This is a genomic window from Kitasatospora sp. NPDC048298 (assembly GCF_043201465.1).
Taxonomy (GTDB): Bacteria; Actinomycetota; Actinomycetes; order Streptomycetales; family Streptomycetaceae; genus Kitasatospora.
Window position 1 is genome coordinate 127,877 of record NZ_JBICYZ010000003.1, and the last position, 15,200, is coordinate 143,076.

15 protein-coding genes are annotated in these 15,200 nt (G+C 75.2%); 8 read left to right on the forward strand and 7 right to left on the reverse strand.

Features of this window, described 5'->3' with window-relative positions; all coding sequences use genetic code 11:
• The first annotated feature begins 2 nt into the window (after positions 1–2).
• The 3 genes from ACGF0D_RS03465 to ACGF0D_RS03475 all read left to right on the forward strand — a co-directional run bounded on the left by ACGF0D_RS03465 (position 3) and on the right by ACGF0D_RS03475 (position 2,411).
• On the forward strand, positions 3–1,091 hold the full coding sequence (locus ACGF0D_RS03465) for a FecCD family ABC transporter permease (protein WP_392913805.1): 1,089 nt from the start codon (positions 3–5) through the stop codon (positions 1,089–1,091).
• Positions 1,088–1,888 (forward strand): ABC transporter ATP-binding protein, encoded by an 801-nt coding sequence (locus tag ACGF0D_RS03470; protein WP_392872134.1) that lies wholly within the window; start codon positions 1,088–1,090, stop codon positions 1,886–1,888. The genes ACGF0D_RS03465 and ACGF0D_RS03470 overlap by 4 nt, the downstream gene beginning before the upstream one ends.
• A 91-nt stretch (positions 1,889–1,979) precedes the next feature.
• Positions 1,980–2,411, forward strand: a complete 432-nt coding sequence (locus ACGF0D_RS03475; RefSeq protein ID WP_392913806.1) for a hypothetical protein — start codon at positions 1,980–1,982, stop codon at positions 2,409–2,411.
• A 53-nt stretch (positions 2,412–2,464) separates the two neighbouring features.
• Here the strand turns inward: ACGF0D_RS03475 and ACGF0D_RS03480 are convergent, their stop codons facing one another.
• The 4 genes from ACGF0D_RS03480 to ACGF0D_RS03495 all read right to left on the reverse strand — a co-directional run bounded on the left by ACGF0D_RS03480 (position 2,465) and on the right by ACGF0D_RS03495 (position 7,168).
• Positions 2,465–3,442, reverse strand: a complete 978-nt coding sequence (locus tag ACGF0D_RS03480) for an L-tyrosine/L-tryptophan isonitrile synthase family protein (RefSeq protein ID WP_392872129.1) — start codon at positions 3,440–3,442, stop codon at positions 2,465–2,467.
• A 109-nt stretch (positions 3,443–3,551) separates the two neighbouring features.
• On the reverse strand, positions 3,552–4,886 hold the full coding sequence (locus tag ACGF0D_RS03485; protein WP_392913807.1) for a cytochrome P450: 1,335 nt from the start codon (positions 4,884–4,886) through the stop codon (positions 3,552–3,554).
• 87 nt (positions 4,887–4,973) lie between these two features.
• Positions 4,974–6,344, reverse strand: coding sequence for an MFS transporter (locus tag ACGF0D_RS03490; RefSeq protein WP_392913808.1), 1,371 nt, complete (start codon positions 6,342–6,344; stop codon positions 4,974–4,976).
• A 221-nt stretch (positions 6,345–6,565) separates the two neighbouring features.
• Positions 6,566–7,168, reverse strand: a complete 603-nt coding sequence (locus ACGF0D_RS03495) for a sigma-70 family RNA polymerase sigma factor (protein WP_392913809.1) — start codon at positions 7,166–7,168, stop codon at positions 6,566–6,568.
• A gap of 16 nt (positions 7,169–7,184) precedes the next feature.
• Here ACGF0D_RS03495 and ACGF0D_RS03500 point away from each other — a divergent pair, with 16 nt between their 5' ends.
• Positions 7,185–7,451: a zf-HC2 domain-containing protein gene (locus tag ACGF0D_RS03500; RefSeq protein WP_392913810.1), complete on the forward strand. Its 267-nt coding sequence runs from the start codon at positions 7,185–7,187 to the stop codon at positions 7,449–7,451.
• Between the two features lie 325 nt (positions 7,452–7,776).
• On the opposite strand, the gene ACGF0D_RS03505 is transcribed toward ACGF0D_RS03500, so the two are convergent.
• Positions 7,777–8,712, reverse strand: a complete 936-nt coding sequence (locus ACGF0D_RS03505) for a hypothetical protein (RefSeq protein WP_392913811.1) — start codon at positions 8,710–8,712, stop codon at positions 7,777–7,779.
• A gap of 813 nt (positions 8,713–9,525) precedes the next feature.
• On the opposite strand from ACGF0D_RS03505, the gene ACGF0D_RS03510 reads away from it, so the two are divergent.
• On the forward strand, positions 9,526–10,713 hold the full coding sequence (locus ACGF0D_RS03510; RefSeq protein ID WP_392913932.1) for a cytochrome P450: 1,188 nt from the start codon (positions 9,526–9,528) through the stop codon (positions 10,711–10,713).
• A gap of 108 nt (positions 10,714–10,821) precedes the next feature.
• Here the strand turns inward: ACGF0D_RS03510 and ACGF0D_RS03515 are convergent, their stop codons facing one another.
• Both ACGF0D_RS03515 and ACGF0D_RS03520 read right to left on the reverse strand, forming a co-directional pair.
• Positions 10,822–11,529, reverse strand: a complete 708-nt coding sequence (locus tag ACGF0D_RS03515; RefSeq protein ID WP_392872111.1) for an N-acyl homoserine lactonase family protein — start codon at positions 11,527–11,529, stop codon at positions 10,822–10,824.
• A 57-nt stretch (positions 11,530–11,586) separates the two neighbouring features.
• Entirely contained in the window at positions 11,587–12,045 is a 459-nt protein-coding gene (locus ACGF0D_RS03520; protein WP_392913812.1) for an Lrp/AsnC family transcriptional regulator, read from the reverse strand.
• A 141-nt stretch (positions 12,046–12,186) separates the two neighbouring features.
• Between ACGF0D_RS03520 and ACGF0D_RS03525 the strand changes: the two genes are divergently transcribed.
• The 3 genes from ACGF0D_RS03525 (at position 12,187) to ACGF0D_RS03535 (ending at position 15,116) form a co-directional block, all read left to right on the forward strand.
• Positions 12,187–12,816, forward strand: a complete 630-nt coding sequence (locus ACGF0D_RS03525; protein WP_392872105.1) for a LysE family translocator — start codon at positions 12,187–12,189, stop codon at positions 12,814–12,816.
• A 103-nt stretch (positions 12,817–12,919) separates the two neighbouring features.
• Complete coding sequence (locus tag ACGF0D_RS03530) at positions 12,920–14,398, forward strand: CoA transferase (RefSeq protein ID WP_392913813.1); 1,479 nt, start codon at positions 12,920–12,922, stop codon at positions 14,396–14,398.
• Between the two features lie 46 nt (positions 14,399–14,444).
• The gene (locus ACGF0D_RS03535; RefSeq protein ID WP_392913814.1) at positions 14,445–15,116 is read left to right on the forward strand and encodes a DUF6461 domain-containing protein; all 672 of its coding nucleotides are present in this window, start codon (positions 14,445–14,447) and stop codon (positions 15,114–15,116) included.
• Positions 15,117–15,200: the final 84 nt, after the last annotated feature.

Consider the following 15,200-nt stretch of genomic DNA (forward strand, 5'->3'; position numbering starts at 1 on the left):
CGGTGACTTCGGCCACCGCCCGGAAGGAGCGCGGCGACACCCGCCCGGCCCGCACCCTGCGGGCCGGGCCGCTGGCCGCCGTCCTCACCGCCGCCCTGGTACTCGCGCTGACCGCCGCCGTCTCACTCGGCTCGGTGGACGTCCCGCCCGGCGAGGTCTGGTCGGTGGTCGCCCGCCGACTCACCGGCCGGGCCCCCGAACCCGGCACCCGCGACCTCATCGTCTGGCAACTGCGCGTCCCACGCGCCCTGTTGGCCGCCGTGGTCGGCGCCGGACTCGGCCTGGTCGGCACCGCCGTACAGGCCCTGGTCCGCAACCCGCTCGCCGACCCCTACCTGCTCGGCATCTCCTCCGGCGCCTCGCTCGGCGCGGTCGCCGCCATCGTCCTCGGCACCACCCTCGGTCTCCAGCTCTCCTTCGGCAGCGCGCTCGGCCTCACCGTCTCCCTGGCGGCGTTCGCCGGCGCGCTCGCCGCGTTCTCACTGGTCTGGCTGATGGCCCGCCGCGGCGGCGGCTTCTCCCCGCTGCGCCTGGTCCTCGCGGGCATCGGCATCGCCCAGTTCCTCGGCGGCATCACCAGCTACCTCGTCCTGCAGACCCGCGACGAGCAGCAGACCAGAGGCGTGCTGTTCTGGCTGATGGGCAGCCTCGGCGGCGCCGTCTGGGCCCAACTCGCCCTCCCCACCGTCGCTGTGGCGCTCGGACTGGCGCTGCTCCAGGCCCGCGCCCGGGGGCTCAACGCGATGCTGATGGGCGACGAGACGGCCGCCGGGCTCGGCGTGGACGTCGCCCGGCTGCGCCGCGAGGTCTTCGTCGTCACCAGCGTGCTCACCGGGGTGCTGGTCGCCGTCTCCGGGGCGATCGGCTTCGTCGGACTGATGGTGCCGCACGTGTGCCGACTGCTGCTCGGCGGCGACCACCGGCGGCTGCTCCCGCTGTCCGCGCTGACCGGGGCGCTGCTGCTGGTCGTCGTCGACACCGTGGCCCGCACCGCCCTGGACGGTCAGGAACTGCCGATCGGCGTGGTCACCGCCGTCCTCGGCGCCCCCACCCTGCTCTACCTGCTGGACCGACGACTGGAGCGCAGTTGAGGATCGCCGTCGAGGACCTGAGCGTCGCCCTGGCCGGCCGGACGGTGCTGGCCGGGGCCAACCTGATCGCCGAGGAGGGAGAGATCGCCGGGCTGGTCGGGCCCAACGGCAGCGGCAAGTCCAGCCTGCTGCGCACCGTCTACCGGCACCTGCGGCCCAGCGCGGGTCGGGTGCTGCTGGCCGGGCGGGACCTGGCGGAGCTGCGGCCCGCGCAGTCCGCCCGGCACATCGGGGCGCTGCCCCAGGAGCGCGGCGGGGACTTCGAGTTGAGCGTCCGCGAGGTGGTCGCGATGGGCCGCACGCCCTACAAGCGGGCCTTCGCGGCGGACGACGCCGAGGACCACCGGATCACCGCCGAGGCGCTGGAACGGGTCGGCATGGCCGAGGCCGGCGACCGCCGCTTCGCCCAACTGTCCGGCGGCGAGAGGCAACGGGTACTGCTGGCCCGGGCGCTCGCCCAGCAGCCGGACGTCCTGGTGCTGGACGAGCCGACCAACCACCTGGACGTCAGGCACCAGGTCGAACTGCTGGCCCTGCTCCGGGAGCAGCGCCGCACGACCCTGGTGGCCCTGCACGACCTCAACGCCGCCGCCTCGGTCTGCGACCGGCTGCACGTCCTGCACCGCGGCGCCCTGGTGGCCTCCGGGGCGCCGCGCGAGGTGCTGACCTCCGGGCTGCTGGCCGAGGTCTTCGGGGTACGGGCGGCGGTGGTGGAACACCCGCTCACCGGCGACCCGTTGATCGCCTTCGACCACCGTGCCCCGGCGGCGGACCCGGCCACCGCTCCCATTCGCTGACCTGCGATGAGCCACCTGCGATGAGCCGACCTGCGACGGGGTGACCTGCGACGGTGTGACCTGCTTCGAGCTGACCTGCGATGATGAGCCCATGGCCGTCATCCCCGTCGAACCCCGTCCGCTCGACGACTCCGAGCGGGCCGTGCTGGAACACCTCCTGGCCGCGGACTTCGCCGGGGCGCCGGCGCTGCGCGCCCAGCTGGACCGGACGGAGGTGACGGCCGTCTGGGGCGCCGGGTCGGTGAGCGTCGACCTGCGGGTGCGCGGGCTGGAGCGTGACCCCGCTCCGGCGTTCGTGCCCCTGCCGGTCGACGCGCCCGTCCACGACGACTCCGGTGAATACGTCGGCGAGCTGCTGGTGTGGGCCGAGGGCGGCGTGACCCTGTCGGCGCTGGAGTACGCCTGGGTCACGGACGAGATGCCGACCGTCCTGCCGACCGTCGACCGGATCCGCGTCAGGGCCGTGGGTGGGGCCGTGGGCGGGGCCATGGGGAGCGGCGGGGCCGACGGCAGGGCCGGGTAGCGCAGGGGCCGCCCCCGGTGCCACCCGGCCCGCGCGGGCCGGCGAGGCGTGCCTCAGCAGCCCTCGTAGTGGCTCGGCCTGCCGTCCCGCAGCACCAGTCGGCCGAGTCGGGCGGCCTCGTCGTTGCGCAGCAACTCCCGGTCGCCGCCGGTGCGGTGGAGCACCGCGGAGTGCCAGGGGGTGGTCCAGGCGTCGGCGGACGCCAGCAGTCGGATGCCGAACTTGGACGCCCCGGCCGGCTGCGGGTGGATGGAGAGCCGGACGGCGCGCGGGTGGTGCTCGGCGATCAACTCGCCCCAGGCACGGCTGCGTTGGATCACCCCGTAGGCGCGGCGGCGGCACTCCCGCTGGAGGGCGGAACGGGTGCCGGTGAAGCCGATGGTGTCCTCGGTGAGGAAGCGGGTGATGCCCCGGTAGAGCCGCAGGGTCTCCTCCTCGGTCAGCACCTGCTCGCGCAACTCCTCGACGCTCGGCGCGTACTGGGCGTGCACCCGGGCGCGCTTCTCGTCGTACGGGAGGTCGTCGAGGACGGCCCGCAGGTCGAAGGTGTCGAGGTGGGAGAGGCCCTCGTGGGTGATCATCGCGGTCAGGGCGTCCGAGTAGGCGTCTATGTGGTCGTCCGGGACGTTGATCAGATCGCCGAAGATGTGCCCGTCCGAGCAGATCAGGATGCGGGCGCCGGGCGCGTGCAGGCGGCCGATCTCGGCGCAGAGCCCGTCGAGGAAGGTCAGCGACAGCCGTTCGCCCTCGTCCGGCAGGTGGCCGAGCACCTTCGCCGGGTTCGGCGACTTGCAGGGGAAGCCGGGCAGGGTGAGGACGATCGGCTCGCCGGCGGTGATGAAGTCCGCCAACTGTGCCAGCTGGAGCGGGAAGTGCTCCGGGCCGGCGTCGAACTCCGGGTCCGAGGCGCGACGGTGTGGCAGCAGCAGGCCGAGGACGCGGGCGGCGAGGGCGGTGGCGCCGGCGCGGGTGCCGGGGCCGTCGGGGGCGTCGGGGGTGATGACGGCAGGGGCGGTGCCGACGGGCGGCATGGCGGGTCCTCCAGGGAAGGTCGTGCGGGGTGCGGGGTGCGGGGTGCGGGGTGCGGGGTGCGGGGCGCGGCTCCGGGCGGGTGGAGCCGGGTGGCGGGACGCGTCCGGGTCAGCGGCGGTGGTCGTAGGCGACCGGCAGCCGGCTCACCCCGCGCGCCAGGACGGCGGGGACCCAGGTCAGGTCAGCCAGACCGTCGCCGGGCGCCTCGGCCGGGCGCAGGCCGGGCAGTCGGGTGAGCAGGGTGGCGAGGGCGATCTGGAGTTCGGCCCGGGCCAGCGCGGCGCCCGGGCAGAAGTGGATGCCGTGGCCGAAGGCCAGGTGGGCGTTGGGCGTGCGGTCGAGGTCGAGGCGGTCGGGCCCGGGGAACTGCGCCTCGTCGCGGTTGGCGGCGCAGAGCGAGACGATCACCGAGTCGCCCGCCGGGACGGTGGTACCGAACAGGTCGCTGTCCTCGGCGAAGAACCGCCAGGTGGTGAGCTCGAACGCGGCGTCGTGGCGCAGCAGTTCCTCCACCGCCCGGGCGAGCAGGCCGGGCTCGTCGACGCCCTCGCGCAGCCGGGCGAGCTGCTCGGGGTGGCGCAGCAGGGTGACCAGCATGGTGGTGATCTGGTTGGTCACCGGCTCCTGCCCGGCGACGAGCAGCTGGAACACCATGGAGTCGAGTTCGGCGCGGCTCAACTCGCCCGCGTCATGGGCGGCGACGAGTCGGCCCAGCAGGTCCTCCTGCGCCGCCCAGCCGGGCTCCCGGCAGTCGGCGCGCTTGCGGGCGACGACGTCGGCGATGTACGTCTGGAGGCCGCGCAGCCGCGCCTCGTACGCCGGACGGCCGGGGTCCTGCGGGCCGACCGGCGCGACCACCTTGCCCCAGTCCCGGTCGAAGCGCTCCGCCAACTCGGCTGGCAGTCCGATGACTTCGGCGAGCACCCGGAAGGGGTAGTGGGCCGCGAAGCCGGCCACCAGGTCCACGCCGCCGGACTCCGGCAGCTCGTCCACCAGCGCGTCGGCCAGCTCCCGGAACCGGGGGCGCAGCGACTCCACCCGGCGCGGGGCGAAGGCGTCCAGCACGAGCCGTCGCATCGAGGTGTGCTTGGGCGGGTCCTGGTGGAGCAGGTGGACCTGGAGCTGGGAGTGCTGCGGCTCGGGCATGATCGACGCGAGCCGGCGCCAGTTGTCGTTGCCCAGTGCGTGGTTCTTGCCGAGACGGGGGTCGTTGAGGGCCGCGTGGGCGGCCCGGTAGCCGGTGACCAGCCAGGCGTGGATGCCGCTCGGGAACTCCACCCGGTGCACCGGCCCGGCCTCGCGCATCCGCTGGTAGAGGGGGTACGGGTCGCGCTTGTACGCCTGGCCGTACAGCGGGACGGGGGAGGGGAACCGGTCGTACCCGTACGGGCAGCCCGGGACGTCGTCGGCGGCGGAGGCCGGGCCGGGGATCGTTTCGGTCATCGGGGATCCTTCGGTGCGGTGCGGGTCGGGGGTGGTGCGGGGCGCTGTGTCGCGGTGTGGGTCGGGGGGTGGTGTGGCGTGGGGCGGTCAGGGCGTGGGGCGGCGGTGCAGCGCGAGCAGGGCGACGGCGGTGGCCGCGACCAGTGCGGCCAGCGCGATCCCGGCGCGGGTCCCGGTGACGGTGCGGTCGCCGGCCAGCGCGGCGGCGGTGGCGAGGGCCGGGCCGAGGGCGAAGCCGAGGCTGCGGGCGAGCTGGACGGCGGAGCCGGCGGTGGCGAGCTTCCCGGGCGGGGAGGCGGACATCACCAGGGCCTGGGTGGGGCCGCCGTTGAGGCCCATCCCGGCACCGGCGAGGGCGAGTCGCGCGGCGATCTCGGCGGCGGACCAACCGGCGTCCAGCGGGACGAGCAGGGCCAGGCCGAGGGTCGTGACGGCGGCGCCGGTGAGCGCGGTCGGGCGGGCGCCCCAGCGGTCGGCCAGCCGGCCGCCGACCCGGCCGGCCAGCACCATGCCGAGCGGGAACGCCAGCATGGTGAGCGCGGTGGCGGTGGCGCTCTCGCCCCGGGGGCCGCGCAGATGCTGGGCGAGCAGGTAGTGGCAGGCCGCGAAGCCGGCGGCGAGCGCCAGTACCGAGGCGTTGACCCCGGCGGTCCCGGCGGCCCGCAGCACCTCGGCCACCGGCCGCCCGCCCGGGCGGCGCAGCCAGAGCAGCACCAGCGGCACGGCGGGCAGGGCGAGCAGCAGCCACCCCGGCGCCTGTGGGGCCAGGGTGAGCCCGAGCAGGACGGCGGCCACGGCGGCGCCGATCAGCCCGGCGTCGCCGAGCGAGGACCGGTCGGGCGGCCGCAGCCCGCCGCGACGCGGGGCACGGCGCCACACGATCAGGACGGCGGCCAGGCAGACCGGCAGCTTCACCAGGAAGATCGCCCGCCAGCCCAGGTGGTCCAGCAGCAGACCGCCGACCACCGGCCCGGTGACGGCGCCGAGCGGACCGAGCGTCGCGGGCACGCTCATCGCCCGGCCGCGCAGCTCGGGCCGGACGGAGGTCGCGGCGAGCACCGGCATCAGGACGAAGAGCACGGCCCCGAAGGCGCCTTGGAGCATCCGGGCCGCGATCAGCCAACCGGCCCACGGGGCGCAGGCGGCCAGCACGCTGCACAGGGCGAAGCAGCCGACGGCGAACAGCAGGGCCGAGCGGGTGCCGACCTGATCGAGCCACCGCCCGGCGGGCAACAGCAGGGCGACGAGCGGGAGCTGGTACCCGAGGACGGCCCACTGGGCGACCCCGGGGGAGACGTGCAGGCCGGCCGAGATGTCGGTGAGCGCGAGGTTGACCACGTTCATGTCGAGCATCGCGACGAACGACAGCAGGCCGGCGGCTACGACCAGGCTCCAGCGGTCGACCTGTGGTTGACGCTCCGTCAGGGATGGGGCGGCCGGGGTTGGTTGTGCTGTCACGAAGTCCCTCCGTCTCCCGTGCTGCTGTAGCGGACACCGCCTCGGCGGCGGGGTCCGGTACAGCAGTCGGTGGCGCGGGGGCTCCAGTTCCGAACACTTGGGGGATTTCTTCCCCGGGGGTCGACAGCCGACGGCTTTCAGCGAACAGATGACAGATAACAGATTTCGAAAGTTGTCATCTGTTATCTGCCATCTGCCATCTGTTCTCCGTCGGTCCCCGCTCAGCAGGCGGTCGCGAGCTCCCCGGCCTCGGCGGCGCGCAGGCGCGCCACCAGTTCCTCCCGCGCCCGGGCGACCCGGGAGCGGACGGTCCCGACGGGACAGCCGGCGACCTCGGCCGCCTCGGCGTAGCTCAGGCCGACCACCTGCGTCAGCACGAAGGCCTCCCGCCGCTGGGCGGGCACCCGGTCGAGCAGGTCGCCGAGCGCGATGCCGTCCTCGAACCCGGCCGTCGGCACGCCGATCTGCCGCTCCGCCGCCTCCTGCCAGTCCGGCAGCGCGGCGCAACGCGGCCGGGCGGCGGCCATCCGGTACCGGTCGATCACCGTGCGCCGGGCGATCGACAGCAGCCACGTACGGGCCGAGGAGCGCCCCGCGAACGCGGGCAGGCCGCGCAGTGCGCGCAGGAAGGTCTCCTGCGCGAGGTCGTCGGCGGACTGCACGTCCGTCAGGTGGGCGACGAAGCGCCAGACGTCCCGCTGGGTCGCCCGGACGAAGGCCTCGACGTCCGCCGCCCGTCCGGAGCGGGCGGTCAGCGCCAGGGCGGTGAGCTGTTCGTCATCCACGGTGGCCCCCCACCTGGCTGGTCCCGGCGCCACGGCCATGCGGGACGATGGTCCTATGAGATGCGCGCAGTTTCGTACGGCTCTGTCCGCCCGGCTCGACGGCGAACCGGGCGGCCTGTCGGAGATCCGGCTGGACAAGCACGTCGCGCGCTGTGCCGGCTGCCGGGAGTGGCTGGACCGGGCCGAACGGCTGCGCGGTCGGGTACGGGCGGGCACCGGCGACGGCCCCTCGCCCGAGTGGTCGGCCCGACTGCTGGCCCGGCTGGGCGAGGACCGGCCGGGAGGTCGCGCTCCGGACGGCCCGCAGATCGCCGAGCAGTAGGCGCGGTCGGCGAGGCCGGCGAGCCCGGGGGAGCGGCAAGGGCGGGACGGTGGCGCCGGCCGCAGCCGGTCCGCCGTGGAAGTCAGGCATGGAAGGTCCCGAGGGGAAGGCGGGGAGCGGTGCCGCGCAGCGCGGCACCGTCGGCGTCCATGGGCAGCCGCGCGGCGCGCCGGGTCCCCTGGGGAGGCACGGCGGCGGACGCGGGCCCGCACCCTGGCGGCACGACGGCACGAGGCGCGGCCGTACGGCAGGGCGACCTGCCCGTCGCGAGAGTTTTCCGGCGACCGGAAGCGGCCGGGAGCGGGAAGAGGGAGCGGCGGGCGCGTCAGCAGGCGAGGGCGAACGCCGGCGGCCCGCGCCGGACCACGGCATGCGTCAGCAGCACCGAGCGGGGTGGCCGGGCCCGGTCGTCGGCCGGGCGCGGCGGAGCCGGGGCCCGGTAGCCGAAGGGGTGCGCGAAGAGCGCCAGCAGCGGGAGCAGCAGAGCCCCTGCGACCACAGCGCCGAGCGCGCCGAGCAGCTCGAAGAGCCGGACCAGCGCCGCGTCACCGCGCCAGAGCAGGAGCGCACACGCCAGCGCGGCGAGCACGTGGGCGGCGGTCATCCCCGGCGACATGCCGTGGGACATCCCGTGCGCCATGTCGTGCGCCGGTCCGTGCGCGGGCGTGCTCACCAGATCCTGCGCCGGGCCGTACGACCCGGCGCCGTGGAACGTGCCGTCGGGCATCACGTGCTGCCCGTCGGGCATCCCCGGCATCCCGGCCATCCCGGTCATCCCTGGCAGGTCGGTGTCCGTGCCCGTGGCCCCGGGGGCTCCGTGGCGCGGCACCGCCGTCGGCCGCAGGCTGCCGGCGGTTGGTGGGACGTCCGGGTCGATGCCCGCCATCCGCGCCAGTTCGACCGGGGAGAGCCCGCCGGGCGCCCGGTCGGGATTGCAGAGCAGAAGCGCGGCCCAGTCCGTGGTGGCGAGCCGGCCCAGACTGCCGCCTCCTCGGGAGATCGCCCCGGCCTGTTCGAACAGCTGGTGCAGCGCGGTTTGCGCCACGACCATCCAGAGGCTGATCACTCCGAGCCCGCGCCGCTTCCCGGCGAGCAGCCAGGTCAGTCCGAGGACCGCCCCGAAGCCGCCGGCCAGTGCCGTCGGCGAGACCCCGGATCCGGCCATGGCGACGTGCGCGGTGGCGGCCATCGCCACGCACAGCGCGGCGAAGACCACGGCGCGCAGCAGGCGGATCCGGTCGGTCATCACGATGGCACTCATCGTCGCACCCGCCCTGCCCGGTCCGTACCGCACCCTCCGGTGATGGCTGGTTCTATGCCGTGAGACCATGCCCGGCCGCCGCCCCGCGACCCGTCCGCGACCCGTCCGCGACCCCGTCCGCGACTCCGCCCGACCACGGCCAGGCCCGGCCCGTCGGCTCGGCAGGCTGAACCGAACAGCTGCTCGTACGACCATCGGGACGGTTTGACAGCACGTATCCCCATGCTCACTTAATGTGCTCAGTCCAGCACGGTGTGTATGTGAACGATGCCGTCCAGCAAGCAGGGAGGTCCGGTCTTGGAGACCCCGACGGATACAACGGATGCCTCGGCGCCCATTGCCGACAGTGCCGAGTCCGCTGCCCCCGCGGAGCCGACCGTCCCGCAGCGGGCGAAGGTCCCGGAACAGGCGAAGGCCCCGGTCGAAGCGGCGGACCGCGGGGAGCGGGCCGTGGCCGCCGAACCGGCCGCAACTGTCGGGGCCGCCGGGTCGGCCGACCCTGTCGGGACGACCGAAGCCGCCGGGACGGCCGATGCCGCCGGGACGACCGACGCCGCGGAGACGGTCGAAGCCAAGGAGTCGGCCGAGCCCGCAGAGCAGGCCGACTCACCCGAGTCCACCGTGCCCGCCGACGCGGCTGCCCCCGCCGACGAGGCCGAGTCCACGGATCCTGCCGACGCGGCCGAGCCAGCCGCCGACGCGGCTGCCCCCGCCGACACAGCCGACCCGTCCGCCGCGCTCGCGTCCGCGAACCCGGAGGAGGCCCCCGCCCCGCCCGAGGGCGCCGACCTCGCCGACCCCCGTTTCTGGCAGCTGCCCGCCCCCGCCCGCGCCGCCGCCTTCGCCGAGCTGCGCAGCCGCCCCGCCCCGGTGTTCTTCGGCGACCGCGCCACCGGCCGGGGCTTCCACGCACTGGTCCGCCACGCCGACGTGGTCGAGGCCAGCCGCACCCCCGCTGTCTTCCTCAGCGGCCCCGGCGTGACCACCCCGGTCCCGGCGCGCTGGGTCCGGCTGCTGTTCGGCGACTCGATGGTCAACCTGGACGACCCCCGTCACGCCCAGCTGCGCCGGATCGTCTCGCGCGCGTTCACCCCGCGGCTGCTCGACCGGGTCGAGGAGGACGTCCGACGGATCAGCAGCGAGCTGGTCGACCGGATCGAGCGGGAACGGCCGGAGGACTTCGTGGCCGCGGTCGCCGCCGAGCTCCCGTTCCAGGTGATCTGCACCATGATGGGCATCCCGGAGCGGCAGCGCCGCGTCATCCTCGACCTGGTCAACCGCAGCTCCGAGGACATCGGTGTGGCCCGCCCGCTGCGCCGTCGGCTCCGGGTGCCCGGGCGCGGACTGCGGGCGCTGGCCCGGATGCAGGGCATCGTCGCCCGGATCGGCCGCCGGCGCCGCCGCCGGCCGGAGGACGACCTGATCTCCGCGCTGGTCACGGCGGACGTGGACGGCCGCCGGCTCACCGGTCGGGAGCTGGGCGCCTTCTTCAGCCTGCTGCTGGTCGCCGGGGTCGAGACCACCCGCAACGCGCTGGCCCACGGCCTGCACCTGCTGACCGTCCATCCCGAGCAGCGCGCCCTGCTGCTCGAGGACCTCGACGGGCGGCTCGAAGGCGCGGTGGACGAGATCGTCCGCCACGCCGCGCCGATCATCCAGTTCAACCGGACCCTCGCCGTCGACCACGAGCTGGGCGGCCCCGGCGGCCCGCTGCTGCGCGCGGGCGAGAAGGTCGCGCTGTTCTACGGCTCGGCCAACCGTGACGAGGAGGTGTTCCCCGAGCCGGACGCCTTCGACCTCACCCGCACGCCCAACTCCCACCTCGGCTTCGGCGGCGGGGGCCCGCACTACTGCCTCGGCGCGCACCTGGCCCGGCAGGAGATGACGGCGCTGTTCCGCGAGCTCTTCACCCGCCTGCCCGAGGTGCGGTCGGTCGGCGAGCCGCAGATCGTCCCGTCCAGCTTCGACCACCGGGTCCGCTCGCTGCGCTTCACCTTCTGAGGTTCGGCGGGCGGGACGAAGCCGCTCCGGGCGCCGATCAGGACGAAGCCGTTCGGAGCTCAGAGCAGCACGACGTCGTTCCGAGCCCCGGGCAGGACGAAGCCGCCGCTAGTCGGTCGGCTCGCAGACGGCGTGGTCGTGTGCGAACAGCACCCGGTGTGGCGCGTGCTCCGCCATCCGGTCGAGCCAGGCCCGGTACCCGGGCAGCGGCGCGGCCACGCCGTCGCGGGCCGCCCGCCGGGCCAGCACCGCCTGCCCGTACTCGGAGGCGAAGTCGTACGCCTGCCCGGCCAGCAGGACCGGCCCGCTGCCCGGGCGGTCGACCAGCAGCGACTGGTGGCCCCCGGTGTGGCCGGGGGTGGGCAGCACCCGGACGCCGGGCCAGACCTCGGCCTCGCCGTCGAGCTCGCGGTACTCGGCGCCGGGGAAGTCGACCAGCGCGTCGATGGTGTACCCGCCGCGCCGGGCGGCGGCCAGCTCGCCCGCCTGGACCAGGACGGGCGTGCCGGCGAACAGCGGGTTCCCGCCGCAGTGGTCGAAGTGCAGGTGGCAGTTGACTACCAGGTCGATGTCGGCGACGGAGACCCCGGCCGCGGCGAGCGCCTCCGGCAGCGGTCGGCGGACCGGGCGGTAGTGCGCCTCGGTCTCCGGCTCACCGCCGCCGATCCCGGTGTCGAACAGCAGCAGCCCCTCCGGGCGCCGGACCAGGTACGCGAGCACCGGCTCCACGCGCGGCTCCGGGCCGCCCACCTCGGCGGCCGGCCGGACGATGTACCCCAGGTCGAGACGGCGGATCACGCGCAATTCAGCCCCCATGTCGCAGTGCGTCGCTCGGCCCCGTACGTGCGGCCGCACGGGCCCCCGGTTCGCACCCTACCCGCCGACCGGCAGCCCCCGGTCGGCCTTCACCTGCTTCATCGTCAGGTGGGAGTTGACCTGCGCGATGCCCGGCAGACCGGACAGCACGTCGGTGATGAAGCGCTCGTACGAGGCTATGTCGGCCACCGCGATCCGCAGCAGGTAGTCCGGCTCGCCGAAGAGCCGGTGCGCTTCCACCACCTCCGGCAGCTCGGCCACCCGGCGCTCGAACTCGGCGACCGTCACCTGATCCTCGTGACGCATGGTGATCGTGACGAAGGGCTGGAAGCCGCGCCCGACCGCCGCGCCGTCCAGCATCGCCCGGTAGCCGCGGATCACTCCGTCCTGCTCCAGCTGGCGGACCCTGCGCAGGCAGGGGGAGGGGGTGAGGTCCACCCGGGAGGCCAGCTCGGCGTTGGTCAGGCGCCCGTCCTGCTGGAGCTCGCGGAGGATTCTGCGGTCGATTCGGTCCATGGCGCAACATTCTGCCAAAACACCGCTCCTACCAGCGCGAAGTCGCCATCGCGTGCCAGCCCGATCCGGCTACCTTCAGTGACCGCACCGGCCGACCGCCGGGCCGAACCGCGACGAGCACGACAGGCCACGCCCACGCCCATGGACACCCACGCCCTCCTCCTCTTCCTCGGAGTCGACCTCCTGCTGGTCTGCACCCCGGGCCCCGACTGGCTCTACATCGCCGCCCGCGGCCTCGGCCAGGGACGCCGTGCCGCGCTGACCGCGGTCGGCGGGGTCTGCGCCGGGTACGCCGTCCACACCCTGCTGTCCAGCGCCGGCCTCGCCGCCGCGCTGCGCGCCGTCCCGGCCGCCCTGCCCGTACTGCGCCTCACCGGCGCCGCGTACCTGCTGGTGCTGGCCGTCATGATGCTGCTGGCGCTGCGCAGGGGCGGGGGCTCCTCCGCCCTGGCCGAGCCCAAGCCACAGCCCACCGCGACGGTGCTGCGCCAGAGCATGCTGACCGCGCTGCTCAACCCCAAGGGCCTGCTGCTCTACCTCTCCCTGGTGCCGCAGTTCGTCGACCCGGACGCCGCGCTGCCGGTCGGCGGGCAGGTGCTCGCGCTCGGCTCGCTCAACGTGCTGGCCTGCGCCGTGGTGTACGGGCTGGTCGCGCACGCCAGCGGGCGGCTCGGCGGCCGCTTCGGCGGCAGCCCGCGGGCGGCCCGCCGGATGACCGTGGTCTCGGCGGTGCTGCTGATGCTGGTGGCGGGCGTCACGGCGACCGCCTGAGAACGGGAGCACAATTCCCGGCATGACTGATCGTCCGTTGCCAGAGGGAACCGCCGGAGCGACCGGAGCGACCGGAGCGACCGGAGCGACCGGAACCGCCGGAGTGCCTGGAACCACCGGAACGACCGGACCTGCCGGAACGACCGGAGCCGCCGGAGCGGCCGGAACCACCGGGTCCGTCGACCGCCCGACCGCCCACGCCTGGGCGGCTCTCGGCGGACCGCCCGAGCTGTTGGCGCGGGTGGCCTTCCGCGGACCGGAGGACGTCCTGCCCTCCGGTCTCCCGGTGCGCCGGCTCGCCCGGACCACCGTGGCCGTCTGCTCGCTGGCCGCCGCCGAACTCGCGGCCCACCGCACCGGCGCACCCGTCCCCGCCGTCCGGGTGGACCAGGGGGCGGTCGCCACCGCCTTCGTCAGCGAGCGGCACCTGACGGTCGACGGCCGCACGCCCGTCACCTTCGCCCCGCACTCCGGCTTCTGGCGCACCGCCGACGGCTGGGTGCGCACCCACGCCAACTACCCGCACCACCGCACCCGGCTGCTCTCCGCCCTCGGCCTCGCCGCCGACGCCGGGCCCGAGCAGCTCGCCGAGGTGCTCGGCAGGCTGCCGGCCGAGCGGATCCAGGAGCGCGCGTACGAGGCGGGAGCGCTCGCGGTGGCCGTCGCGCCGGTGAGCCCGACCGTGCACCCCCTCGTGGAGCATCTGGAGGTCGAAGCCACCGCCGGGGTCGGGACCACGGCAGGGGCCGTACCGGCCCGCCCGCTCGGCACGGCCCCGCTGGACCGGCCCGCCGCCGGGATCCGGGTCCTCGACCTCACCCGGGTGATCGCCGGACCGGTCGCCACCCGCACCCTCGCCCTGCTCGGCGCCGACGTCCTGCGCGTCGACTCGCCACGGCTGCCCGAGGCCGATGACGCCCACGCCGACACCGGCTTCGGCAAGCGCTCCACCCGCCTCGACCTCGCCACGCCGGCCGACCGCGCCGTCTTCGAGGACCTGCTCGCCACCGCCGACGTCGTCGTCACCGGCTACCGCCCCGGCGCCCTCGCCGCCCACGGCCTCAGCCCCGAGGCGCTGTTCGCCCGCCGCCCGGACCTGGTCCTCGCCCAGCTCTGCGCCTGGGGCTGGACCGGCCCCTGGGCGGGACGGCGTGGCTTCGACAGCCTGGTCCAGGTGGGCGTCGGCATCGCCGCCCACGAGGCCGTCGACGATGCCGCCGGGCCCGACCCCGACGGCCGTCCCGGCGTGCTGCCCGCCCAGGCCCTCGACCACGGCACCGGCTACCTCATCGCCGCCGGCGTCCTGCGCTCCCTCGTCGACCAGCGCACCCGCCGCCCCGGCGGCCGCCACCTGCGCTTCTCCCTCGCCGGCACGGCCTCCTGGCTGCTCCACGGCATCGAACCGGAAGCACCGCACACCGCCTCGCCCGAGCCGTACGACCCCTCCCGGTGGCTCGCCGAGACCGACTCCGCGTACGGGCGGCTGCGCCACGCCCTGCCGCCGATCGGGTACGAGGGGGCTCCCGCCGACTGGTCGCGCCCGCCCGGGCGCTGGGGGACGGACGAGCCGGTCTGGCTCTGACGGCCGCGGGCGAACACTGTCCGAGGCGTCTGGCAGCATCGCCGTCATGACCGCACACGCCACCGACTACACCTGGTTCGGGCAGCACTATCCCGTCCTGCGGGAGGCCTACTGCCTCACCGAGGTCCAGGGGATCTCCGCCGAGGAACTGCTGCGCCGCTTCGACGCGGTGCCCGGCGGGGAGGTGACCGGGCTGGACGCGGCGATCGAGGCCTGGTGTGCCTTCGAGGACGGCGAGGACGGCGAGGACGAGGACGAGGAGGACTGTGGGGGCGAGGAGGACGGTGGGGGTGAAGGCGAAGACGACCGGCTGTTCGTCGCCGTCACCGAACTCGACGGCTGGGCCGTCGCCATCGAGCCGAACGGCTACCTCGGCTGCCTGCACGAGGTGATCGCCCGGCTCGGTGCGGGCGTCCGGCTGGTCTCGCACTTCCGCAACGTCAACGCGGTGGACAAGTTCCACTGGTGGGAGCACGGCATCCAGCGCCTCCACTTCGAGCCGCTCTTCCCCGACCAGCGGAACGGCTCGGATGCCGAGGCCCCGGGCATCCCCCAGCTGCTGGCCGACTGCGGCTTCCAGCTGGAGTCGCAGGAGTTCAAACTGCACACCGAGGCCGCGTTTGCGCTTGCCGAGCGGCTCACCGACGTCCGGCTCGACCCGCACCGGCTGGAGGCCGCGACCTTCCGGATTGGCTACGCCCCGCACCCGCACCCCTGAGCCGCTCCGCACCCCTGAGCCGCTCCGCCCGGCGCCGGGGCCGTGCCCCCGTGGGACACGGCCCCGGCGCACCGGTGTGTGCGG